The following is a 26229-nucleotide window of genomic DNA, read 5'->3' as shown; positions in this document are numbered from 1 at the left end:
TCACACTCCCCGCCTCTTATCCGCATTTATACCGTTCCCGATCAGGATCTGTCTGCTAGATTCCTGACTCAAGCAGTTCTTTCAGATGCTCCAATCGCATCTCAAACTGCTCATAAAAATCCCGGTTCTCCTCATATCTCGCAACATACATGATATTCAGAATATACATACACATCTGCTTGATCCGTGCATCCTTACTTTCTTCTGCCCCGTCCTGCATACGGATCCGTGCAAATGCCGCCTGCACCTGCTTCTGAAAATTATGCCACGCATTAATGTACTCTGTATATCTCGGCAGATCCGGTGTATCGATCCATTTTGATACCTTGACCTTCACCTTGCCTGCCCGATCACATTCGTGGATCTGAAGAAAATATTTGAATCCGCCATCCTCATAATATCTGCCAAGCGGAAACAGTCTGCAGAATCCCGGCCTTGCCGCATGGATCCCACATCTGCCTTCTGCATTTAAAAAAGTACATGTTCCATTTACCATCTTGATATTTGGAAGGATCAACCCATCTACAACATTTAGCTCTATCGTATCGGCAAGCAGAGCTTCAAAACTCTTCCCTGTCTCCTTTGTCAGTCTGCTCACATCCAGCGGATCTAAGATGATGGAATTTCCCATTCCCTCACAGCAGGCATGACACCCTTTACATTCATTGCAATATGCTTTTACCATATCCGTCTGATCGTATAAACGACCATCCGATATCTCTTCCAGACTACAATTTCTAAGCATGCTGTTTTACCTCACACAATACTCCATATTTTATCTTGATCCGGTCCAGTTTCAGCAAAAATGGCCGGGCCATGATCCACAGAAACAGAACCGTCGCAAATCCCTGTACCACATCAAACGGAAAGCCGGTTACATACGCTGCCACGATCATCTTAAGGTTCACTGCCGGCTGCCACATGATCACAGATGCCGGATTCATGATACCGCCATAGATCAGAATACAGCACAGGCCGCCAAAGATACACAGGCCAAGTTTCGTCACATTCTGACTTCTGACCCGACTGTTATTAAATACAAGCCCCGCCGCAAAACCAACCAGGCCAAGTGAAAACATCTGCCATGGTGTCCACGGTCCCTGTCCAAATACCATATTCGATACCAGCATCGTCACCGCTCCGGTCACAAATCCGGTCTCACATCCAAATGCTACCCCGCTGATGATCACGATCGCCATAACCGGATTAAAATTCGGGATCATAAAAAATGCTGTTCTTCCGACTGTAGCAAGCGCGCACAGAACTGCCACCGTTACAATATCCCGTGCTCCCAGTGCCTTTGTCTCAAAGGCTGTGAGAAACGGTATCATCATTTCGATCAGAACCAGAAGAGAAATAAAATAATACTTCCGGTCTGACAGAACCGTCTTGCCAAACCAGATCGTTCCTGCCACTGCTGCAATACAAAGAACCGTTATGATCAATTTTTTTCTGCTGATCCGGTTCCTTCTGCGCAGGTCAATATCCTGATCCCTGTTTCTTCCGACCGGACGCAGCAACAGAATATATATGACCGTTGCTAATATAAATATACCATACAAGATCAGATATTGTATACCTTCTCCGGTCACCGTTCCATCCTCAATCAGCCGGGTCAGATCCGCCTGTGTCATTGTCTTATAAAAACAGAACGCCATGATAACCGTTGTAAGTAGAAGTCCCAGTTTTCGGACAAATGACATTTTTTCCGGTTTTTTCTCCTGTATTGATATCTCGCTTTGAGTGCCGCTTCCTATCCGGTCTTCTTCCTGCTTTGCTTCGTCATTTTCCTTCCTGTTCCCGGTATCTGTCCATACAATTCCGTCATCTATATCGTCATCCGGTTGATCCCAAGCACCGGTTTTACCATATGCATGCAGAATATCCTCAACCGTTACAGCGTCCCGAATTGTTCCTTTTGCTATTCTGGCTGCCGCAGTCGTATAGAATTCATTTCCTGAAAAATAATCGTTTGTTCCCGCAACCGTTGCCACTCTGCCATCAAAGATCAGACAGATCCTGTCAGCCGTTTCTGCACAGAATTCAATATCATGACTTACCATCACGATCGTATGTCCGGAAGCTTTAAGCTTCTTCATCATATGCGAAAACCGCTTTTTAAATGCTGCATCCATGCCCTTTGTCGGTTCATCCATCAGTATCACATCCGGAGCAGCAAGCAGTACCTTTGCAAGTCCAAGTCTCTGCTGTTCTCCCCCTGACAGATCATATGGATGCTGTGTCAGTACAGGTTCCAGCCGGCAGAAATGAATACTGTTCCATATTGTCTCCTTCGAAATCTCCTGCTCCACCACCTCAAATGCCCCATGCCTGCGGATCAGTCCCAGTTCCTCTCCAACGGTATTTGCAGTAAATAACAGCTTGGGATCCTGCGGAAGATATCCGATCCGGAGTTGCTTCTCCCGCCGGATCCTGCCTCTGTCCGGCCGGTAGTTCCCTGCGATCAGGGATAACAATGTTGACTTTCCGCATCCATTTGTACCATTTATGGCAAGGATCTCCTGCCGCTTTACCGACAAGGTAAGTCCGGACAATACCTCTTTCTCCATGGATGGATAATGAAAAAATACATCCTTAATATCGATCACGTTCTCCGCTGTCTGGTTTTTCCCTTGTGTATCCGCCCGCTCTGCCTGTCCCTTTGCTATCGCCTGTTCATGGTCTTCATCATACTGCCGCAGCCATTCTCTGCCCTCTGCAACTGTAACCGGACAGTCTAAAACTCCATAACCTGACAATCCAAATGCGATCCGGCATGCCGCAGGGATCTCGATTGCCGGTGCATTCTGTGCCAACAGCACCACGCCATCTGCAATGCTTCCATCATAGATCACTCTGCCATCTTCCATCAGAATGAACTGGCTGCACATCGGCCAGATTTCCTCCAGTCTGTGTTCTGTCAGGATCACCGTAGTTCCAAGTTCCCGGTTAATACGATACAGGCACTGGAAAAATTCCCTCGCTGCCATTGGATCTAACTGGCTTGCCGGCTCATCTAAGATCACCACCTCGGGCGCCATTGCCATGACTGATGCCAGGTTTACCAACTGCTTCTGTCCGCCGGACAATTCATTTACCTTTTTGTGAAAAATCCCATCCAGACCAAAGAATGAGCACATTTCCGCTACCCGCTTCTGAATAAAGGCATTATCATATCCAAGACTTTCCAGCCCAAATGCAAGCTCATGCCATACCTTATCCGTTACGAGCTGTGCATCTACATCCTGTACAACAAATCCGATCTGCTCTGTCTGTGTACGATTTTCCAGTTGTTCAAGACTTTTTCCCTGAAAACAGACCGTTCCCTCCCGTTTTCCACAAGGTGCCAGAACGGATTTCAACTGTCTGAGCAATGTCGTCTTCCCACTTCCGGAACCACCTGCAACAATGACAAAGCTTCCCTTTTCTATAGAAAAGCTGACATTCTTTAATACCGGCTTCAGATAAACATCATCCCTCTCCGATGCTATATCCGGATATGCAAATGTCAGATTATCGATCTCATATAATTTCATCTTTTCTTCCTTTCCCGGATTGCCTGATACAAATGCATCACACATGGCAGGCTTACTAATAACAGATAGCCTGCAAATACCGCAGTTCCCATTCCGTCTGATCCATTTCCTGTTATATCCGGATAATACTGCCAGTCAATCACGCCCCGGATCATTCCTGCCGCAACAAAGCTTCCCGTTGCCAGAATCACGACCAGACAGCAGCCATCACTTTTTCTAAAATGAAATAATGAATATGCTGTCCTGCCTTTTAACCCATATCCCCGGCTCTTCATACTGTCACCTGTTATGACCGCCCGTTCTAACGCCCAGGTTGCTGCCGAAGAGATCACTCGCATACCGGTTCGAAGCCGTTTAAAATATTTCCCAGGCATCACACAGCCTGCCGCTTTCTGTGCCTGATATACCTGCCGGATCCTTGCGGTAAATTCCGGCAGGAACTTCAACGTCATAGACAGAACGATCGACAGATACGGTGCCAGCCGCCCAAACAGATAGATCATTTTATCAGAAGTCATGATCCTGTTGAAGGATGAGAACCAGCACAGTACTGTCACCAGCATTACAGCAGCCGCTATACCATACAGAATAGATTCGAGCGTCAGCGGATTGCCGGACGGCAGATACCGCAGGATCGTCACCCCCTGATGACTGAATGCCGGATTAATGAGTGCCGTCAATATCACAACCGGCAGCATATAGCGCAGATTCTGATATAGTGCCCGTCTGCCATTCAGGCAGATAGAATATGAGACCGCTCCCAAAAAAGCGATCCCTAAACTAACCGGATGAAGCGACATCATTGCAAATCCGATGACAAATATAAAATATATCAAATTCACGATTGGATGACTGTCTGCAAATGCATCCCTTCTGATCTTCTTCACCTGTTTCTCCTGTCTGTTATTCAAAATATGGATTTCCTACATCTGCTCCAAGGTCACAGGTGTATTTCCATTCAATCTTATCTCCATCTTTCAATACATATTTTGAGCATCCAAATGCCGGGAACTTCCCATTGACACAATACTCCCAACCGGATAATTCTCCGCAGTCAAATTCATACAGATTATGGATTCCCTCAATGTAGTAGCTTCCGTATAATGCAGTAAAGGAATATTCAAGCTGTATACTCTTTTTTTTCGTGATATCCTTTAATACATCAAATACGGTCTGTCCCTTTTTAAATTCTACCTCGACTTCCTTCAGGATCCAGCCATCGGCAGGTACACAGGACTGCTTGCTCTTATCTAACATATTCCAGTTTTTCAGAATATTATCGCAGTTAATCGATATCGTGCAGGTATATGTCTGCTCCTCGGCCGGCTTCTGCTCTGTCGTTTCCGATTCTTCCGTTGTTGCAGGCTTCTCCGGTTTCTGATGTGACGGTCGTTCCGTCGTTGGAGCTTCTGTCGTATTCTGCCCTGGTTCTTCCGTCGTTGGCTGTTCCGTTGTTTTCGGTTCTTTTGTTTCAGTCGTTTGTTCCGTCGTCGGCTGTTCGGTCAGAACCTCTGTCGTCCCAGAAGAGCCTTGTCCATCTTCTGTTTCGGAGCTGTCATTTGCAGCCGGACTATCCGCCCGTTTATTTTCGGTTCCGGTTTCACCTGATGCCGTTTCCTGTGTATCTTTATTTGCCGGTTCTTCTGTTGACACTCCTTCTGATGTCTCATCTGTACGGTCTGCATCCTGACTATCAGCGTCCTGACCGTCTGTTGTTTCCGATTCCGTCACCGATGACTGTCCGGTTTCCTCCTGACCAGTTTCAGTTTCTGCCAGTTCGGTCGAATTCCGGAATTCCGTATGCTGCTTTCCAAATCCGGAAAAGCCTCTGGAACCCGGTGCATTTCCACCATACCAGAATGCCACGGTAAGGATCAGCACCACCGCTAGAATACCAATTATTTTTTTTATATTTTTTTTAATGAACTTCATATGCTGCTGCTTTCTGTCATACGGTATTTATTGTACCTGTAATTTCTGCTTTCCGGGCATCTGCATGTTTATTCATCTTCTACGATCCCGATCATGCCCGGATATTTACGGTCTTGCTCCAACTGCTGTAATACTTCTTTTTATTCACCGTTTTACAGCTCCGGATCCGTACATAGTATTTCTTTCCGGCTTTTAATCCGGTTATAGTCTTTTTCACGGTTCCGGCTTTTTTTATCGCGATCGTCTTTGCCCCCTGCATGGACGCCTTCGTTCCATACATGATCTGGTAACTGTTCGCCTTCGTATTCTTCTTCCAGGAACACTTCAGTCTGCCTTTTCCTGCCTTTTTCACTTTCAGAGCCGGCTGTTTTACCCGGTATATTGTGTGTATGGAACTGTATGCTCCATATACACCATCCGCATACGCCCGTATCTTATATGCGTATTTGCTTCCATTTGTAACTTTAGTATCTGTAAAGGAACATCCATTTGCCGCCTTTACCGACTTATATTTCTTCCAGGAGCCATTTCCCGCTTTACGATATATGATATATTTCTCTGCGCCTGTCGTCTTTTTCCATTTCAGCCGGATTCCGGTTTCTGTATTTGTCACCGAAGAAATCACCGTTGCCATCGGTGCGATCGTGATCGTTCTGCTTACGCTTCCGGTATAATCACCCTTACCTTTTACTACGACCGTTGCCTTGCCCGGCATTTTATTATTCTTATATGTGACTGTATAATCTGTGTCTTTTTTTAAAGTGATCGTTGTTCCATCCAGCTTTTTACAGGTAACAGTCACTGCAGGTCTGATCGTCTTTCCGGTATATATGTATGCGGTCTTTGAAATGGTTACGCTGCAATCTGTCAGATCCATAACACATGCTTTATCCGCATCTGTCATATCATACAAGGTTGCCTTTTTATTCTGGAACCTCTGATACGCTACCAATGCGTAAAACGACTGCTCGGTCGCCATCTGATTGCCGGATTTTTCCGTGTCTACATGTTTAAACATTCCGGTTGATGATATATAAAAATACAACAGACCATCCAGCACAGACTTTCCATTTTTTACAAAACGACTGTCCGTTCTTCCATCAATTCCAAGACTGGATAAAGCCACCAGCACCTGTGCCGTGCTTTCTGCATTCTCACTTCCATATGAACTGTATGCTCCGGAGGTTTTCTGCATATCTGAGAGAACTTGTATGTTCCGGTCCACTGCTTCCCTGATCTGCTTCTGAAGTTCTGTTCCAACAGTTATCCGTCCGGTATAATATGGTGCAAATGCCTGCAATGCCATTGCTGTCACATCCGGATCTGCCCCCTGTGAATCACTTTTCGTCAGATTAAATCCACCATCTGTAAGCTCACTGCTTAATATATAAGATAACAGTTTTTCTCTGGATACCTGGGCTGTTGTTTTACCCGATGTGATCTGCGGTATCTCATAATTACCGGAATCCAGCGCAATCAACGCCCAGATTGGTCCATTTAAGCCCTGTTTTTTTACATATGTCATATCCGACAAAGCTGCTGTCAGATCATACCCTTCTACGTTTGACGCATCTATCCCCATAGCAGTCAGTGCAAGAATGGCTCTGGAATTTTCCGTTCCCTTTCTGCTGTCGAGCTTCAATGGCACAGTCTTTGCACTTCCACCTGTAGTTGTTCCATCCGCAGATGCCTGTGCTTCTCCGGCTGCCTGTAATACCCGTACCAGATTCTCATAATAGGCACGATACCACAATACATTCTTCCGTCCATAACGGCTTTCTCCGATCACAGCCCACTCGCCACCGATTGAAGCATTTGCAGGGCCATACCAGTCTACGACGGAAGTTCCGCCTGTTTCATCTGCCACTTCCACCTTATAGGTTGTCAGCTTTTTCTCGATTGCAACAGACGTTTCCTTCAAAGCCGCCTTATAATCAATAGAAGTATCCGAAGCTGCCTCTACCCGACGAAGCCCCGCGATCACACCTGTGCCTGCCTGTTTGCCAGTTCCGTCAAATGCTCCATTCACAGCAACCTGTCCAAACAAGGAAACAGCCATCACCATTACCAACATATAACTAACAATTTTCGTCCAACGCGATCTATACATTTTCTCTCTGTTTTCTTTTATCTTTCTCATTCTAACCTCATATCATTTCAAAATACATCATGCCCTGCAGCCATGATCTTCATAATCTTTCTTAACAAGTTTTCCTAACAAGCTCATCCATAATGCTCATACATAATACCTGATTTCGCATGGAAATCCCTTATATCAAGCCTATACTAGCAATTATAAAACAATGTGTCAACAGCGAGGATCTGGCAGGGGAACACAAACAAATGTAGCTATAAAAAACGCCCACGCCGTGATCAGATATTTCTTTTGGCAGACCTTGTCTCACGTCGGTCCTTGATGAACCGCTCTGCGGTGAATTTAGTACCGCTACGTGAGACACAGAACGAAAGTGTTCTGCATAAAGAAATGATCTGATCACGGTGTGGGCTTTTTTTATAATATTATTCTTCAGCCTGCTGCTTCATGAGCTCCTTGAAGAACGCATCCTTCTCCGGATAACGTTTCCGCATGAACACCGGCTTATTGTTCTCATCCAGCAGACAATGACAGGATGTGCCGACGCACCGAAGCTCTCCGGTCTTCTTGTCATGTACTTCATAGGAAAATCCAATACGGATGCCTGTGTACTCTGCAAGCTTTACATAGATCACAATGTTGTCTCCATATCTGGACATGGTTTTGTATTCCGCAGATACCGACAATACCGGAATAATGATATTGTCGTCCTCGATGGTCTTGTAATCCCATCCAATCTGCTTCATCCAGTCCAGTCTCGCTTCCTCAAACCATCTGATATAGTTAGAATGATGAACAATTCCCATTCTGTCAGTTTCATAGTAATAAACCATACGCTCATATGGCTTAATTTCCATATCTATCATTTTATGAACATCTCCATTTCCTGCCTGCTTCTCACAGGCTATGTCATTTCATCTGCCTGTAATCTATCCCAGCAGATAATCGTCCGGACTTATTTCCAGTCTTTCTCTTTGATCTCTACACGTCTTACCTTACCACTGATCGTCTTTGGCATCTCATCGACAAATTCGATCACACGAGGACGTTTGTAGCTCGCCATGTTCTCCTTGAAATAACGCTTCAGCTCTTTCTTCAGGTTATCATCGCCAACCGTTCCTTCTGTCAGAACGATCGTTGCCTTGATTGCCTGTCCTCTGGTTCCATCCGGTATAGCTGTAACTGCACATTCCAGAACATATGGGATCTTCATAATCTCATTTTCAATCTCAAAAGGTCCAACACGGTATCCGGCAACCTTGATGATATCATCCACACGGCCTACGAACCAGAAATATCCATCCTTGTCCATATATGCGGTATCACCCATGTGGTAATAACCGTCGTGCTTAACTTCTTTTGTCATTTTCTCATCATTATTATAAGTAGAGAACAGACCATATGGTTCGCCATCTGCAATCTTAATAACGATCTCACCGGTCTCATCTACATCAGCAAGTGTTCCGTCCGGTCTCATAATGTGAACATCATAGAGTGGGCTTGCCTTACCCATGGAACCCGGTCTCGGTGTTGTATTTTTCAGATTTCCGATCGCAAGTGTAGTCTCTGTCTGACCAAAGCCTTCAAAGATCGTAAATCCTGTCATCTCTTTGAATTTATAGAATACTTCCGGATTCAGGGCTTCTCCTGCGGTTGTGCAGTAAGTCAGTGCGGAAAGGTCGTATTTGCTCAGATCCATCTTAACAAGGATTCTGTAAAGGGTCGGTGGCGCACAGAAGGTTGTGATCTTGTACTGTTCTACAAGCTTCATGATATTGTCCGCACTGAATACATCAAAGTCATAAACGAAAATACAGGTCTCGCATAACCACTGACCATAGAGCTTGCCCCAGAGAGCCTTACCCCAGCCGGTATCGGATACTGTAAAATGAATACCATCCGTCTTTACGTTATGCCAATATCTTGCTGTAATATAATGTCCAAGTGCATACAGATGATTATGTGCAACCATCTTTGGATGCTTGGTTGTTCCTGATGTGAACATGATGATCATGGTATCATGTGCATAAACTGTATCTTCACCTGTCGGACGTGCAAATTCTTTGCTGAATGAAAGGATATCTTTATCAAATGGATGGAAATGCTCTCTCTCACCATTTACGATAACCTTGATCACCTTATCATCCGGATCGATGGCTGCCATTGCATCCGGAATCTTGTCATCAGCTGTACATACAACAGCCTTTACATTTGCAGCTTCAATTCTGTATCTGTAATCTTCTACCTTTAAGATATTGGTTGCAGGAATTGCTACAGCTCCGATCTTGTGAAGTGCAAGAATCGTAAACCAGAACTGATAATGACGCTTTAATACCAGCAGCACTCTGTCGCCCTTCTTGATACCAAGGCTCTTATAATAATTTGCTGCCATATTGGAATACTCTTTGATCTCTTTAAATGTAAACTTCTTTTCTTCCTTATCTCTGGACACATAGATCAACGCTGTCTTATCCGGTGTCTTTTCTGCTAATGCATCCACTACATCAAATGCAAAATTGAAGGTCTCATCATTTGTAAATTCAATCTTGCTTAATACACCATTCTCATCAAATGCTGTCTTGACAAACTTTCCGGCAATTCCTTCTTCCGGTTTTAACTCTGTTATCATACTGTCTGTTCCTCCGTAAAATAATGATCTATATAATGAAAAATGTGTTTCCTTTTTTCACGTTTTTGCAACTTCGTTCTCGGTTTTTTCAGACTTTATTCTGGGTTTTTCGTTAACTTCAAACGTAGTTTTGAAAACTACTTTACCTATAGTACCATATTTCACTTATCTGTCAACAGTTTTTTGCAGTTCATTTTTACAAAAAACGGGGGAATTATAACTACAACCAGCTAATTATATATTGACTTACGTCGATTTCTATTCGCTGCATATGCCTGATTCGTAAATACTCCTGTGCCAACTCGTCCTTCGGACTCAAACAGGCACTCGTATTTACTGGCACTATGCATCTCATTACGAAATCTTTGGTAATGTCAATATATAATTAGCTGGTTGCAGTTATATTCCACCTTTATTATAATTTAGAAATATCGCAGATAGATGCAGACCATCGAGATCAGAATAACGATAACGGATGCCGGAGCCGATACCTTACAATATTTGCCCCAGGAGATCGGATGACCTTCTTTTGCCGCGATCGACATTCCGACAACATTTGCCGATGCCCCGATCGGAGTCGCACTTCCACCGATATCTGTACCCATTGCCAGTGTCCATGCAAGAACCGAGAGATCCACACCTGTCGATGCTGCCAGAGTCTTGATAACCGGGATCATGGTTGCGGCAAATGGAATATTATCTACAAATGCACTTGCGATTGCGGATACCCAGATAATAATAGCTATCATTACCTTGGCATTTCCATGGCTTACCTTCCCGATAAATCCGGCTGCCAGTTCCAGAATACCGGTCTGCTCCAGACCACCGACTACAACAAACAGACCAATAAAGAAAAGGATCGTCTTATAATCTACATTTTTTAAAATATGTCCGATATTCTTTCCTGATGTCAGAAGAACCAGTATTGCTATAAACAGACCGATAAATGCAACTGTCAGTCCGGTCTGTGCATGTGTGATAAGTAAGGCAACCGCACATAAAAAGATCACACAGCTAATGGCAAATGCCCGTTTATCCGTGATCGCAGATACCGGTGATGGACGATCTTTCTCCGAAGTCTGTGACGCCGAAGATGCCGTGAGTTCTTTCCTGAAACAAAAATAAAAGTAAAAAATAATAACCACCAGTGAAAGTACCGCCATCAGGCCGGTATTTGTAATAAAATCGGAGAACGAATACCGAAGGGATGTTCCGACAATGATATTTGGAGGATCACCACACATTGTTGCCGATCCACCCAGATTTGCACAGAAGATCTCAGACAGGATCAGCGGAATCGGATTAAAGTCCAGAAGCTGCGCCAGTTCCACCGTAACTGCTGCTAAGAACAGGATAACCGTGATACTGTCAATGAACATAGCAAGGACAAATGACATGATCATGAATGTAATAAATATCGGAATGACCCTATACCGAACGGCTTTCGCGATCGTCATACATAGCCAGCGAAAGAAACCCGCCTTTGCCATACCTTCTACCATAACCATCATTCCCGCAAGAAAGATAATCGTGGCCCAGTTGATACCACCCGTACTCTCGGATGAGGCTCCTGCCTCATACCAGAACGAAAGTGTAAAAATGTTTCTGATATTTAATGTTTCAAGTATCGCATCCATGCTGTGCATTGCTACACCAAATACCAGAACAAGTGTTGCCAGTCCACATACCAATGTGATAACATGACGCTCAAATTTTTCAGATATGATCAATCCGAACATAACTACAAAAATGGCAAGTGCCAAAATCTGTGCTACCATGCGTGTAACCTCCATCGAAAAAAATGCCGCCGGGCTTATTTTATGTTTCGTCTGGCGACATTTAATTTTCTTACTTTCTTCTTTATTTTCTTTTGTTGTCAATAGTTTCTGCTTTTCCCTGTAATATCAGAAGTCCCCACATCCGATATTACAATTACCTTCTTATATCTAACGGATCATATCAACCGTTTCTGCATTCTGTTTGTCCAGATTGTCCTTGATCAATATATCCGATGATTTTGCAAGTGCTGCATTTCTATCACGCATTGCAAGATTTGGATCCCGGTGTCTCGATGGACCGCCGACACAGCCACCTTCACATACCATACCTTCGATGAAGTCTTCTGGAAGTCTTCCGACCTTCATCAGCGTCAATGCTTTCTTGCATTCGGTTATGCCACTGCATTTGCATACAGATACATCACCGGTACAGCCAAGTTCTTTCATACTTTCAAGAACTGCTGCGGTTACACCACCTGCATTTGCAAATTTCTTACCATAGATACTGCCCTGATCATCCGTATCTTCTTCCGGCTCCAGCTTTACACCCTTTGCACGAAGCATTGCACGGATCTCACCATAAGTCAGTGCATAATCTGCAGTATCCTTCTCTCCTGACATGGATTCCGCTTTCTTCGCGATACACGGTCCAATGAATACAGTAACTGCACCCGGAAATTTTTCCTTTATATAACGGGATGCTGCACACATCGGTGATACTGTCTCTGAGATCGCATCCTTTAATGTCGGGAAATGCTTCTCAATATAGTTCTTAAATGCCGGACAGCAGGAGGTTGTCTTCTTCTCCCCCTTCTCCTTGGCTTCGATCCATTCCTTCGCCTCATTCATGGCAGTCATGTCCGCTCCAAGTGATACATCTACAACATCATAAAAACCAATCTTCTTTAAAGCGGTTCTCCAGCTTGCCATCGTAATATCTGCACCAAATTGGCCGATCGTTGCAGGTGCAAGCATAGCAAACACCTTAATATCTGAACGCATCTTCTTAATGATATCCACGATAAATGTCTTAGAACCGATCGCGCCAAACGGACATTTATGGACACAGGAACCACACTGTATGCATTTGTCCTGATTGATCACGGCAATACCGGTACCATTATCGGCCACCGAGATCGCATCCACAGGGCAGCTCTTCATGCAAGGTCGTACCAGATCTGCGATCGCATTATAAGGACAGGCTTTTGCACACTGCCCACACTCTTTACATTTAGCTGGATCAATATAGGACTTATCCCGCCCCATGCTGATCGCTCCAAACCGGCAGGCTGCCTGACAGGCTTTACCCATACACTTCTGACAGTTATCTGTTACTACATATCGGGAGATCGGACATCCTTCACAGGCGGAATTAATGACCTGTACGATATTTCCGTCATCTTCAGCACCCGGTGCTTTACCTTCCGCAAGCCGGATCCTCTGTCTGATAACCTCTCGTTCCCGGTAGATACAACATCGAAATGCCGGCTGCGGTCCCGGAACCATCTTATAAGGAAGACTGTCTCTTTCTTCCTCCAATCGTCCGGCATACGCAAGCTTGGCAACTTCATACAATACTTCATGTTTTACTTTTAAAAGCGTCGCATCGTTTGTTATCATTTTTTCTCATTCTCCGTATTCTATCTTCCGTATACGCAGTTCTTTCTGCGCATATTTTCTATTATTATGACTTTTTTCTCAACTAATTCTTCCTATTAATGTATACCACATTTTTACCACAAAAGGAAGCGATTTTGTCCAGTATTCCATATATAACCAAAATACAAAGAATGACTGTAACGGCATACGTGATCAGATATGGAACATAGCCATGCCGCAGATAAACAGACAGAAATGGAGAACCATTGGACGGATAACAGAGGAACATAAAATTGCAGCCCCAGATCCTGTTTATAACATAGACAGAGGGGACAACTGTAAACAAGAACAAAAAGATCTGCCAGATCCTTTTTATAGAAGGTTTGTATCTGCCGGATGTCAGAACAAGCACCGGAATGAGCACTAAAAGTCCATGTATCAGAAAAGAATTGATGTGCATGTAATTAAATAACGGATATCTGGTCCAGTCCGGAAATAACAATGCCGCCATTGCACCGGGCATACTGATCACGCACATAATTTCTCCTAGAAATTCCCGGTGGAAAAATGCAAATCCCAATTCCACAAAAATCGCCAGTCCGCACATCTCAAACGGAAGATATGATATCCCCATCTCCCCGATCCATATCAAATAAAAATCCTTACCTAATTCCAGACACAGACATATCCCCGTCAGTATTTTCAGGATCCTGTCCTGAACAGCAGCATCTGCCTTTCTATAATAATAACCGATCACTATACATACAAATATAATTCCAACCAGCCAGCCTATATGAATCCATCCAAATAACGAAAAACCACCTTGCTCCGGCAGCTCATCCCAATATCGAAAAAAATCTCCAAACATACCTATATCATCTCCATAACCAGACATTTCATGCGATATAATGAGCAAAAGGTGCTTCCGTATATCCGCGCCATGGTCTGGCGGTGTTATAAAATATCATTGCGAGGATTTCGTCGTGAACTGCGCATTGTCAGTAAATGCGGGTGCTTGTCTGAGTCCGAAGGACGAGTTAGCACAGGAGCATTTACGAATCAGACATGTGCAGTGAACAGAAACCGCAGTGAGATATTTATAACACCGCCAGACCACGGCACGGATATACGGAAGCACCTTTTGTTATATTTAAAAAAGAAAAGAGCCACCAAAATGGTGGCTCCAAATGAGGGGGGAAAGGATTCAAATATATGAAAAGCTTTCGTATTGTATGTTACAGTATATATGTGAACATTTCATGAACGATATGTGAACTATTTATGTTTTCCATGTCAAAAAAAACGACAAATTTCTGTTAATAATCACGGAAATCTGCCTATATTTGACATGATACCGTATAATTTTCTATTTTTCGTTTTCATTTTGTCCGCATCGCACACTAAATTCTGAACTTTTCAATTTTTATGAAAAAATAATCCACTCCTTTTTTATCTATGCTATAATACTCACAAATATTCTTTTCAGGAAGGCGAAACATCATGTATAAAATTGATTTTAATCATCCAATAAATGTACATTTTATGGGAATCGGTGGTATCAGCATGAGCGGACTTGCCGAAATTCTTATTAAAGAGGGTTTTAAAGTCACCGGTTCCGATATGAAAGCATCCCATATGACAGATAAACTTTCTGACATGGGTGCTCTGATCAATATCGGACAAACCGCAAGCAATATTACAGATCAGATTGACCTTGTCGTATATACAGCAGCCATCCATCCGGATAATGAAGAATTTCAGGCTGCAAAATCCAAAAATATCCCTATGCTGACAAGAGCACAGCTCTTAGGTCAGATCATGGAGAATTACAAATACTCCATCGCGGTCAGCGGTACTCATGGTAAGACAACCACAACTGCCATGCTTTCTTATATTATGTTAGAGGCCGACGTTGACCCGACAATTTCCGTTGGCGGAATCATCGATGATATCGGTGGAAATATCCGTGTAGGTTCTTCTGATTACTTTGTAACAGAAGCCTGCGAGTATACAAACAGCTTCCACGCATTCAAACCATACATCAGCATTATCTTAAATGTTGATGCGGATCATCTGGATTTCTTCAGCGGCATTGAAGAGATCGCGGAGTCATTCCACACATTTGCAACAAAGACTCCTGAAAACGGAAAAGTCATTGTAAATGGTGATATGCAGTATTTTGATACCGTAACAAGAGATCTGAAGTGTCAGGTTATTACTTTCGGCGAAGATCCAAAGAACCATTACAGCGCTGCAAATATCCGCTTTGATGAATTTGGCCGCCCAACTTATACCCTTGTGATCGACGGAAAGGAGATCACCGACATCACACTTCATGTATTTGGAAAGCATAACGTATACAATTCCTTATCTGCTATGCTGCCGCAACAGAGCTTGGCATCGGAATCGATGCGATCAAAGCAGGTCTGCTGCATTGTAAGGGTGCAGAGCGGAGATTCGAGTATAAAGGAACGATCCTCGACAATGTAAAGGTCATGGATGACTATGCACATCATCCAACTGAGATTGCTGCAACCCTCGCCGCTGCAAAGAATACAGACTACCATGAATTATGGTGTGTATTCCAGCCTCATACCTACAGCAGAACATATGCCCTTTTCGATGACTTTGCAAAGGTCTTAAGTGTCTGTGACCATGTTATCGTTGCTGATATCTATGCGGCCAGAGAGAAAGACACAGGTCTGGTATCCTCGAAGCAGCTCGCCGAAAAGATTGCTTCTTATGGAACCGATGCGTTCTATCTGCCATCCTTTATGGACATCGAAAATTATTTATTGAAAAATTGCAAAAAAAATGATTTGTTGATAACTATGGGTGCCGGAAATGTCGATTCTATCGGAAATGAGCTGATAAAAAAATAATTATCCACATTATCCACAGAGCTGTGTGAAGGAGTTTTCCTCATACAGCTCTTTTCATTTGTTTACATAAAATTTACTTTCTTTTTTCACAAATGCCCTGTTTTAGCACCTGTTCCCGATGTGTTAGTAACAAATAATTTTTTTATCCAAAACTTCTCCACATTATCCACAAAATCAACATCCCTGTCCATTTTTCCAACCGACTATTTGTTCTATTTGCAATTTAAAAAACACATGCTATAATGTGAGCACTTCTTGACCAGAGAAGGTTTGGAGACATCCAAAAGTTATGAAAGGCGGGAAAAGTTACCATGAGTTACATTACAATTTCAACAGAAGCAAAGGAAACATTTTCCCTGGTATCGAATCATTTTATTGATTATTATATGACCGAAGCAAATGGCGAATTTGTCAAGGTCTATCTATATCTTATCCGACTGTTGTCCTCAAAAGCACCGATCTCGGTAGCTGATATTGCAGATCATTTCAACCTTACAGAGAAGGATATCTGCCGTGCGATCCGGTACTGGATCAGCGAGGACGTATTACGTCTGGATTACGATGCATCCGGCCAGCTTACAGGTATTACCCTTCTTCCTCTGCATGAAAAAACAAAGGAAGAGGCAGACACCTCCCTGTCGCTCGACAGCATCTCTTTATTAAAGTTTCCGGAAAAGAAAAAGAAGCCTGCTGTTCCAGCAGCAAGCAAACCGGTACATACCAAGAATACCATATCAGGACCGGAACCGGTTCAGAAACCGGCGCCTGTATTTCCGGAGAAACAGCCTTACTCTGCCGCCCTTGCAGCAAAGGCAAAGGAAGATGATGCATTTGCCGACGTGATATTTGAAGCAGAAACCTATTTCAGAAAAGAATTATCGGTGAATGATATCGAGATCCTGATCTATATTCACGATCAGTTAGGCTTCTCCACCGAGATCATGGAATATCTGATCGAATACTGTGTCAGCATTGAGAAACCGGATCTCCGTTATGCAGAGGGCATTGCCAAAAACTGGTATCAGGCCGGCATCCACACACTGGAGGAAGCAAAGGAAGCTGCTGAAAATGGCAACCCATTGTACCGTGCAGTCTTTAAGGCACTTGGTATCAACCGGAAAGCTCCAACCACAGGAGAAGTCGCATGGATGGATTCCTGGAATAAGGAAATGGGCTTTGAACTGCCGGTCATCATTGAAGCCTGCAACCGTGGAATTGCACAGCATCCTCACGATGTAACATTTGCCTATATCAACGGTATCCTGAAAAAATGGCAGCAACAGGGTGTCAAAACAGTCGATGATATTGCCAAGGCAAGCACAGAATATCACGAAGCAAAAAAACGAAATACATCACAAAAATCAAGTCAGTACAATGCTAAACCGAATGCTTTCAATTCATTCCAGCAAAAAGACATGTCGGCTGAGCTTGATGAAATGGAGCAGTTGTTCCTAGATGAGATAAATTCTCACTAAATAAGGATTATGTGTAATTATGAAAAATATAGATTATGATAGTATATTGTCAGGCTTTCAACGGAAGCGTCTTGAAAATGAAATTCTGGCAGACAATAGAAAAGCTGAAATATATGAAAAGATTCCTGAGATAAAAAAGATCGATCAGGAAATCGCTTCCTCTTCTATTCAGGCAGCAAGAAACAGAATACGGAAACTGCCTGTTAATATGGAAGACATCAACCAGAATAATCGGGAACTGGCAGCTTATAAAAAAGCTCTTTTAAAAGAGCATGGATATCCTGAGAACTATCTGGAACCGATCTATGAATGTCCGCTCTGTCACGACACCGGCTATCAGGGAAGCCATCCCTGCAAATGTATGACACAGAAGGTGATCGACGAGCTATACAACCAGTCCACGATCCGTGAGATCCTGGAGAGAGAGAATTTCTCTACTTTTTCCCTGAACTACTACAGCCGGGAGAATGATGGCACGCATAAGCATACGCCATACGAGAATGCCTCAAACACTCTGGCAGCTTGCAAAGATTATGTGGAGCATTTTGACGAATCCCACTCCGGTATTCTAATCTATGGAGAAACAGGACTTGGGAAAACCTTCCTGTCCAACTGTATTGCAAAGGCTTTGTTAGACAAAGGACACACAGTTCTTTATCTGACTTCAATAAATTTATTTGAAAATATTTTATCAGGCATTATAATGAGTAATGTGCGTGAAAAAGAAAAGATGATGTTATATGATTATATCTATAACTGTGAACTGCTGATCATTGACGATCTCGGCACCGAGGTTCCGAATACTTTCGTTAATTCCCAGTTATTTGAGATCATTAACATGCGCAACAACAGATCCCTTGCTACTCTGATTTCAACCAATCTGAGTATGCGGGAGCTTTCTGACCGGTATACGGAACGTATCATGTCCCGTATCATTGGTGACTTTAAGGTATTTCCATTATATGGAACAAATATCCGCTACACCAAACGAAAAGACCGGATCCAGAATAAAACTTCTAACTGATGGCATTGCAGTCTTCTGCATTTGCATATATACTATCAATGATACTAACAATATAAGGTATCGAATCATTACACTATAAGATTATGGAGGATATTTATCATGCCAGACGATAGCAAATTAGAAACCATACCCGTGGGCAGTCTCGGAATTGTCGCTCACAAAAGTTGTACAGGCCTTGGTGAAAAGGTTGATCATTATCTCGTAAAATGGAGAGCTAACAGAGACAATGTACACAAAGACAACATTGTTTTCCACGGATATGAAGCTGATACTTACCTGATCAGTGCCGATTGTCCACGTTTCGGCTCCGGTGAGGCAAAGGGTATTCTGAATGAATCCGTTCGTGGTAAAGATATCTATATTATGGTTGATGTCGGAAACTATAGCTGTACTTATACAATGGCAGGCCAGCCACAGCGTATGTCTCCGGATGACCATTATGCAGATTTGAAACGACTGATCGCCGCTATGACTGATAAACCAAAAAAGATCACAGTAATTATGCCATTCCTTTATGAAAGCCGCCAGCACAAGCGTTCTTCCAGAGAATCTCTTGACTGTGCCGTTATGCTTCAGGAATTAAAGTCTTATGGTGTTGACAATATTGTGACATTTGACGCACACGATCCTCGTGTCGTAAATGCCATCCCTAAGAGCGGATTTGAGAATGTACGTCCAACCTACCAGTTCATCAAGACCCTGCTCCGTACCACACCGGATCTTGAAATTGACAACAACCATATGATGGTCATTTCTCCGGATGAGGGTGCTATGCACAGAGCAATCTACTTTGCGAACCTGTTAGGTGTCGATGTCGGAATGTTCTACAAGCGTCGTGACTATTCACGCGTTGTTGATGGAAGAAATCCGATCGTTGCTCATGAATTCCTTGGTGATTCTGTTGAGGGCAAGGATGTTATCATCATCGATGATATGATTGCTTCCGGTGAAAGCATGATCGATGTTGCAAGACAGTTAAAGCAGAGAAAAGCAAAACGTGTTTACTGTATCGCTACCTTCGGTCTCTTCACAAAGGGTCTTGAAGTATTCGATAAGTGCCACGAAGAAGGTCTGATCGAAAAGGTCATCACAACCAACCTGACCTACCAGATGCCTGACCTGTTCAAGAAGGATTGGTACGAATCAGCCGATATGAGCAAGTACATCGCTCTGATCATCGACCACTTAAATCATGATGCTTCTATCAGCGAGCTGTTAGATCCTGCTGAGCGGATCAACGCACGTATCGCTGAGTACAAAGAAAAACATACCATCTCTGATAACTATGAGATGTAATTAAGTATAACTAAAAAACCCCGCCTGCATCCAGCTCTATTGCAGGTAGGGATTGAAACGCGTTGCACTGATGTTTCATCCCTACCTGCAATAGAACTGGAAGTGGACAGGGATTTTTAATTTTTAATTTACAATCAATTTACAACTCTACATAATTATATTCCATAGAGAGATCATCCAGCATATCTCCAATGGCATTGTTTGAAGTAAAGATTATGACCTGATCGGTATCAATGCGGCTCATACAGTAGAGTGCATTTTTCAGACGGTGTTCATCATAGGCTGTAAAGATATCGTCTACAATGATCGGCATACGGTCTTTGCAGAGAAGCCCTGCGATGCACAGCCGGACAGCCAGATAGATCTGTTCAATCGTTCCGCTGCTTAGGAACTCGATCGGCATATAATGATCGTCGTCAAATACCGAAATATGCATATTTTCATCCAGTTTCACATCGTTATATTTGCCATCTGTAATGATACTGACGATCTCCGAAATATTCTCATTTAAACGGCCACCGAAATCATTATAAATATCCACCGATATATCATTGATAGTCTGGATCGCAAGGTCGATCGCCTTCTGTTCCTTCTCCATCACCTCAAACCGTTTCTGAAGCTCATCCCGTTTGCCCTTTAATTCATAATAGGAATCCCGCTTTGCTACGGCATCATGCTCTTTGAACTTCAACAGCTCTAATTTTGCATCATGTGCTTCCTGAAAATTCCGGTCGATCTCGATCCGGACTGTTCTGGATTCTGTAGCACGTCCAAGCTCATAGATCATCTGGTCGAATTCTGCCTCATCCGGTACTGCATCCGCTCCATCAAAGAAGCCCTTCCGGAATAATCCGTCAATGATCGTAACAGCCACAAATGCGATCGTACAGATTGTAAATAACTGCTGGATGGCTTTCTGGAAATTCAGCAAGTGAACCGCCAGCATAACTGCGGCAACAACCAGAATACCAGTCAGCATTATAATAAATATATTGTCAGTCAGCTTTTTCTGTGTCTTCGGACGGAACTCCTCGTCATCATCCAGCGCTTCCACATCAAGGAAGATATGACTTCTGGTACGGTCTTCGTCTTCATCCGGAATTGCTGCATCCTTCTCGTTTACAAGCTGTCTTGCCTCCCGTTTCAGCCGCGCGATCTCCATATTATAAGCATCCAGCTCTTCCCGGCGTTCTTCCCGGATTGCTTCCAGATCTCCGTCTACATCTCCAAGCGCATCCATCTGTTCATTTAACTGATCAATCTCTGCTGCCAGCTTTTTATTTTCAAAATTCCGGCGTTCATTTTTCAGATACCGGACCGCTTCTGTCTTATCAATATCGGCATTCCGGGTTGTGGTCAGATTTACCACATAATTGCCAAGATCCTCTGCCAGTTCCTTCCCCGGTGCAGCACCATGTTCTCCGATACAAAGGGTATTCGTATAGGTGCTTTTATCTACATCAAACAGGATGCCTTTATAAGAATTCGGATTCTTAAGCTGTACTTCTTTTCCTGTTTCAATCTCTGTCAGCGTTGCATTTTTATTTGTACGAAGGAAATTCCGCTCCAGAAGATAGCTTTTGTCATCTGTTACAGCGTATGCCTTTCCGGAATAACCACCGCCGTTTACCGGTTTGCGAAGCTCATAATTATCCAGCCTTGCTCCGATCCCTCTGGTCTTATCGATTCCATACAGCATGCCAACAATAAATTCTTTCACCGTTGTCTTACCGGATTCATTTGCACCGTAGATCAGATTCAAGCCCTTTTTCAGCCGGATCTCTTTATTATTAAATTTTCCAAATTCCTTTAATAACAGCTTATTTATATACATGATCACTTATCTCCAGTTGCAAGTATTGCTTCTACCCCATACTTTAATGCATGTTTGCTGATCTCGTCCTCTGCATCCGCGAATCGTTCAATAAACTTTCCAAGCAGATTATCTTCATTATCCAAATGAAGCTTGTCCAGATCGTACTCACACAATGTATTATCCACGATCTCATAGATACGGTAGTTTCTCATCAGACCTGAAAAATCCGGTTTCAATCCATTTGCCATATGTCCGGACAGAATAATACGGTAAATATTCTGTGTCCCCATATTCTCCATCTGCTTCGCAAGAACATCCAGAATCTTTGCTTCGCTATATTCCGGTTTCACAGCAAGCCCCAGATTAATATAACTTCGACAGTTAAATGGCTCCCAACGTATCTTTGTCTCACCGTCCTTAATCTGTCCATAGATAAATCCATGTCTGCCGGTCTCTGTCCGGTCAAGCGGCTCTAACGAACCCGGATATGCCATCTTATTCTTCACGATATGCTTTGGTTTGTGGATGTGTCCCAACGCGCAGTAGTCAAATCCCGCCTCTGCCATTTGCCGAAAATTGATCGGAATATGCTTCTCATCTCCACCATGTGCCAGCAGAATATTGACCACATCCTCCATCTGCGGCATGATATCCGCATAGACATCTTCTGTATATTCCACCTGTCCAAAACTGAATCCTGTCACACAGACATTGATATCGTCCAGATATGCATTACTGAATGTGTCTGCCGGCATCAGCACTGTGTTCGATGTAAATTCATAACTCTCTGCCGGTGATCCTTTACTGATATAATCATGATTTCCCGCGATCATGATCGTTCTTGTATTTGTGAGCTTCGACAGCTTATAATCCAGACTCTTCAGATCCTGCAGGGATGGCTGTGCATGGAACAGATCTCCCGCGATCAGCAGCAGGTCTACTTTGCGTTCTTCTGCCACAGCCAAAAGGCGGTCAAATGTTGATTCGATCTCGTCTGCCCGCTCTTTGCTCCAGCTTTTATCTTTATCAGGAACGGCGCCCAGATGGACGTCCGCTATATGAATAAATCTCATAGGATAACCCCTTTTCTGTTTCTCAGCCAGAAAAACCTCTGGCAACTCACTCTTGATTATACCCCACCTGCCCCTATATCGCAATTAAAAAGATTGGCAAACATGGATATTCCGGTCGCTGCGCCAGCAGCCGGAATATCCCAAACTACGAGTCTTTTTAATTTGCGATATAAAAGCAGGTGCGGTATACTTTGGCTATATTTTTAAGTTGATTTAAGTTATAGCTGTTATTTTATAGATAGAAACTTTTTTACAATAAGCAATTATTGGGCTGCATTTTCGTAGCACAGGAGCATGAGCAAATTAGGCATATACACCGAATAGAAAGCGCAACTTGTTTGCACCAGAATCGATCAGTGGTATACAGCCACATAAATCGGGGCAAATCAAATAAGAAATGAAAGGTGTGAATAGTAAGGATAACAAATCCGATCCATATGATAATTCAACCAACAACAGTGTTGTGACTATGAATGCAAATGCAGTCACCTCAGAAACCCAGACTTCAAATTCCTCTGACAATGCTGCAAGCTCCAAAAATACACAGTTCCCTGACAACAAACAGATGCCAGGGAATGCACTGGGCAGCATAGGAGGCTTTGACATGGATGCCGACGAATCCTGTGTCCTCACGATCAATGGCGGCACTGTTACGATCAACGCCGATGGAGATGGCATCAACAGCAATGGTTATTTCTACATGAATGGTGGAACTGTATATGTCGAAGGACCGGAGAGCAATGGCGACAGTGCACTGGACTACGGCATCTCCGCAACCATTACAAATGGTTACTTCCTGTCAACCGGATACTCCGGCATGGCGCAGAGCTTCAGCTCGGATTCTACCCAGTGTTCCTACATGCTAACGCTTTCATCAAATACAAATGGAACAACCACTGTTGTTTTGACCGATGCCGATGGAAATGTACTCCTGTCACATGAAACTTCAAAGTCCTACAATTCTGTCATCGTCAGTTGCCCGGAGCTTGAAGTTCGCAGCACCTACACCCTGACAGCCGGAGGTACCAGCCAGAGCATCACGCCGACCTCCACCGTCAACTAGGGTGGCAAGCCGAATGTCCACCGTGTATCGTAGTCTGTCCTGTAACAAACAAGCTGTGCTTTCTATTCGGTTGCGCTGGAAATGCCGCCGACTGCTTCGGCAAGCTTCATCAGGTCGAGGGCAGAGCCATCTCTGGCATCCAGAATGACAACCTGCTCCGGCAGCTCCGGATCCTCCGGATCTTCATATTCCGCAAGGATCCATGCCGGAACATATTCAAATCCGCTTCCATCTTCCTTCTGTTTCAGATAGTAAGACAACGTAATATCGTTAAATGCAATCTGCTTATATGCTGTCGGATATTTGGTGTAATATGCTGCTATAGACTCATTTGCTTTCTTAAGCATCTCATCAAAGGATAACAGTTCCACCGCCTGTGGGCTGCCATCTGCTTCTAGATAACTATTCCAGAGAGCATCGGTCACTCCATTTGCATCTACCTGAATCGTATATTTTTCGATCGAAACATTCACAAATCCATTTGCCTGACGTAGATTATCAGCAGTCCAGACTGCTACATCCGACACCGGCTGATCCATAACCGATCTTATGTATTCAAATGAATATCCGTCAACAACCGTCGGCAGATTCTGATCAGACGAACCATCGTTCCGATACAGCCAGCACAGATCCGATTCACTCTGTAAAATCGCATCCGATCCGCCAATCTTTGACAGAAATTCTTCAGCAATCTGCCTTGCCTCATCTACCGATAGTGAACATTCATTAATATCCGATTCCAACTCTCCATATTCATCACCCAAGCCGGTATTGTATTCTTCCAGGCTGGATGTGAATACACCGGTCGCACCTTCCATCGGACGATACTGCAGAAGATCCTCCTTTATCCGGAAAAGCGTATCATTTTCCCCTTCCTGAGGAAAACTGATTCTGTATTCCAGATCACCAACTGTACCCATATATTCATCCACGGAATAGTCTCCCGCATTTTCTCTCTGCTTTGAAGTCGTTTGCAGCAAACGGTTCATACGGTCAATATCCGAATCATAATTCGCGGCATGTGACGGATCTGCCTTTTTCTGCTGCTCGTACAGATCGATATATTCCTGAATATCCTCCTTTGACAGCTTGTCCATATTCTCCATATCATAATAGACATAGACACCCTTATCTGTGTCAAATAACTTTTCTACCAGATTTTTTCGATATTCCGGATCGATCTCTTTCATCTTTACCGGAGCTACATACATTGCACCGGTATTCGGCACAGTAATATCCGAATCTGTCAACCGGATCTCTTTAAGCCCGGTCGATCCTGCGTCAAATGTGGTATCACACGATTCCGGAATACTATATTTACTCTGAACGCTTCCGCCATCTCCATTACCTACATCCACATTATAATCGGTATCTTTTTTCCCACACGCGGACAAAGCTGCAATACATGCAAATGCCGCTGCCATTACCACAAACTTTTTCTTTCTCCATAACTTCTGTCTCATTGTAATCGCCTCCGTTAACTATCTTTTACCCCTTATTCTCGTACATTCTCCTTGTTATATCTATTTTTTATTTTAACCAATCTCATCTGATAACACAAGTAAACTAAAAAAGAGAAGCAATCTTTTCCAAATTGCCTCTCTGCATCATCATCTCATGTCATTTTCTGACTCCATATCTTTTCGCCTTATACCAATCTATACAAATATTTTTATTCATTGTCCCTCTTGTTCTTCCCGCTCATGCAGATATTTCTCCTTCGTCGCCATTCCTCCCCGGATGTGCCGCTCCGCTTTATTCACATCCAAAACAACCCGGATCCTTGCCGCCAGAAATGGATTGATCTTTACCAGTCGTTCCGTCACATCTTTATGTACCGTGCTTTTGCTTACTCCGAATTTCTTTGCTGTCTGCCGGACAGTCGCTCCGCTTTCTACGATATATTGTCCAATTTCTTCTGCTCTTTCTTCAATATAATCTCTCAAAAAAATTCCCCTGCAAATCTCATTTTTACAATGTATGCAGAGGAATTTTTGTCTATGTCTATCTGATGGAATGAACATAGAATTA

At 43.4% G+C, this 26229-nt stretch carries 18 protein-coding genes and 1 pseudogene; 5 read left to right on the top strand and 14 right to left on the bottom strand.

Features of this window, described 5'->3' with window-relative positions:
• Positions 1-55: 55 nt before the first annotated feature.
• From DXA07_RS01975 to DXA07_RS01930, 10 genes are all read right to left on the bottom strand, one after another.
• Positions 56-745 (bottom strand): YkgJ family cysteine cluster protein, encoded by a 690-nt coding sequence (locus DXA07_RS01975; protein WP_118483142.1) that lies wholly within the window; start codon positions 743-745, stop codon positions 56-58.
• Entirely contained in the window at positions 738-3536 is a 2799-nt protein-coding gene (locus DXA07_RS13250; protein WP_147352420.1) for an ECF transporter S component, read from the bottom strand. Before DXA07_RS13250 ends, DXA07_RS01975 begins: the two co-directional genes overlap by 8 nt.
• Positions 3533-4447 (bottom strand): energy-coupling factor transporter transmembrane component T, encoded by a 915-nt coding sequence (locus DXA07_RS01965; protein WP_243013849.1) that lies wholly within the window; start codon positions 4445-4447, stop codon positions 3533-3535. The genes DXA07_RS13250 and DXA07_RS01965 overlap by 4 nt, the downstream gene beginning before the upstream one ends.
• Positions 4440-5468: a DUF4430 domain-containing protein gene (locus DXA07_RS01960; RefSeq protein WP_118483138.1), complete on the bottom strand. Its 1029-nt coding sequence runs from the start codon at positions 5466-5468 to the stop codon at positions 4440-4442. The genes DXA07_RS01965 and DXA07_RS01960 overlap by 8 nt, the downstream gene beginning before the upstream one ends.
• A 91-nt stretch (positions 5469-5559) precedes the next feature.
• Positions 5560-7608: a hypothetical protein gene (locus DXA07_RS01955; RefSeq protein ID WP_118483136.1), complete on the bottom strand. Its 2049-nt coding sequence runs from the start codon at positions 7606-7608 to the stop codon at positions 5560-5562.
• Between the two features lie 380 nt (positions 7609-7988).
• The gene (locus tag DXA07_RS01950) at positions 7989-8429 is read right to left on the bottom strand and encodes a thioesterase family protein (RefSeq protein ID WP_117808115.1); all 441 of its coding nucleotides are present in this window, start codon (positions 8427-8429) and stop codon (positions 7989-7991) included.
• Between the two features lie 89 nt (positions 8430-8518).
• A complete protein-coding gene (locus tag DXA07_RS01945) occupies positions 8519-10192 on the bottom strand; it encodes an AMP-binding protein (RefSeq protein ID WP_117784457.1) in 1674 nt (557 codons plus the stop codon).
• Positions 10193-10614: 422 nt separating this feature from the next.
• A complete protein-coding gene (locus DXA07_RS01940) occupies positions 10615-11970 on the bottom strand; it encodes an ArsB/NhaD family transporter (RefSeq protein ID WP_207663732.1) in 1356 nt (451 codons plus the stop codon).
• Between the two features lie 168 nt (positions 11971-12138).
• The gene (locus DXA07_RS01935; protein ID WP_118483134.1) at positions 12139-13590 is read right to left on the bottom strand and encodes a 4Fe-4S dicluster domain-containing protein; all 1452 of its coding nucleotides are present in this window, start codon (positions 13588-13590) and stop codon (positions 12139-12141) included.
• 82 nt (positions 13591-13672) lie between these two features.
• Positions 13673-14437 (bottom strand): YwaF family protein, encoded by a 765-nt coding sequence (locus DXA07_RS01930; protein WP_182427486.1) that lies wholly within the window; start codon positions 14435-14437, stop codon positions 13673-13675.
• 632 nt (positions 14438-15069) lie between these two features.
• Between DXA07_RS01930 and murC the strand changes: the two are divergent.
• From murC to DXA07_RS01905, 4 genes and pseudogenes are all read left to right on the top strand, one after another.
• Positions 15070-16451 (top strand): annotated as a pseudogene (murC, locus tag DXA07_RS01920) (UDP-N-acetylmuramate--L-alanine ligase).
• Between the two features lie 311 nt (positions 16452-16762).
• Positions 16763-17926, top strand: coding sequence for a DnaD domain protein (locus tag DXA07_RS01915; RefSeq protein WP_118483130.1), 1164 nt, complete (start codon positions 16763-16765; stop codon positions 17924-17926).
• A gap of 19 nt (positions 17927-17945) precedes the next feature.
• On the top strand, positions 17946-18950 hold the full coding sequence (locus tag DXA07_RS01910; RefSeq protein WP_118483128.1) for an ATP-binding protein: 1005 nt from the start codon (positions 17946-17948) through the stop codon (positions 18948-18950).
• Between the two features lie 96 nt (positions 18951-19046).
• Complete coding sequence (locus DXA07_RS01905) at positions 19047-20246, top strand: ribose-phosphate pyrophosphokinase (protein WP_347465299.1); 1200 nt, start codon at positions 19047-19049, stop codon at positions 20244-20246.
• 139 nt (positions 20247-20385) lie between these two features.
• Here the strand turns inward: DXA07_RS01905 and DXA07_RS01900 are convergent, their stop codons facing one another.
• Positions 20386-22080 carry an AAA family ATPase gene (locus tag DXA07_RS01900; protein WP_117822352.1) on the bottom strand — a complete coding sequence of 565 codons (1695 nt, stop codon included), beginning with the start codon at positions 22078-22080 and terminating at the stop codon, positions 20386-20388.
• Positions 22081-22082: 2 nt separating this feature from the next.
• Positions 22083-23135, bottom strand: a complete 1053-nt coding sequence (locus DXA07_RS01895) for a DNA repair exonuclease (protein WP_226801102.1) — start codon at positions 23133-23135, stop codon at positions 22083-22085.
• Between the two features lie 406 nt (positions 23136-23541).
• On the opposite strand from DXA07_RS01895, the gene DXA07_RS01890 reads away from it, so the two are divergent.
• Complete coding sequence (locus tag DXA07_RS01890; protein WP_147352419.1) at positions 23542-24198, top strand: hypothetical protein; 657 nt, start codon at positions 23542-23544, stop codon at positions 24196-24198.
• A 62-nt stretch (positions 24199-24260) separates the two neighbouring features.
• On the opposite strand, the gene DXA07_RS01885 is transcribed toward DXA07_RS01890, so the two are convergent.
• Both DXA07_RS01885 and spoIIID read right to left on the bottom strand, forming a co-directional pair.
• Positions 24261-25661, bottom strand: a complete 1401-nt coding sequence (locus DXA07_RS01885; RefSeq protein ID WP_118483124.1) for a DUF6034 family protein — start codon at positions 25659-25661, stop codon at positions 24261-24263.
• Positions 25662-25874: 213 nt separating this feature from the next.
• Positions 25875-26144: a sporulation transcriptional regulator SpoIIID gene (gene spoIIID / locus DXA07_RS01880; protein ID WP_117784465.1), complete on the bottom strand. Its 270-nt coding sequence runs from the start codon at positions 26142-26144 to the stop codon at positions 25875-25877.
• Between the last annotated feature and the right edge of the window lie 85 nt (positions 26145-26229).

Source organism: Clostridium sp. AM54-37XD (assembly GCF_003478225.1).
Classification (GTDB): domain Bacteria; phylum Bacillota; class Clostridia; order Lachnospirales; family Lachnospiraceae; genus Coprococcus; species Coprococcus ammoniilyticus.
This window is presented reverse-complemented; position numbering and strand designations above follow the sequence as displayed.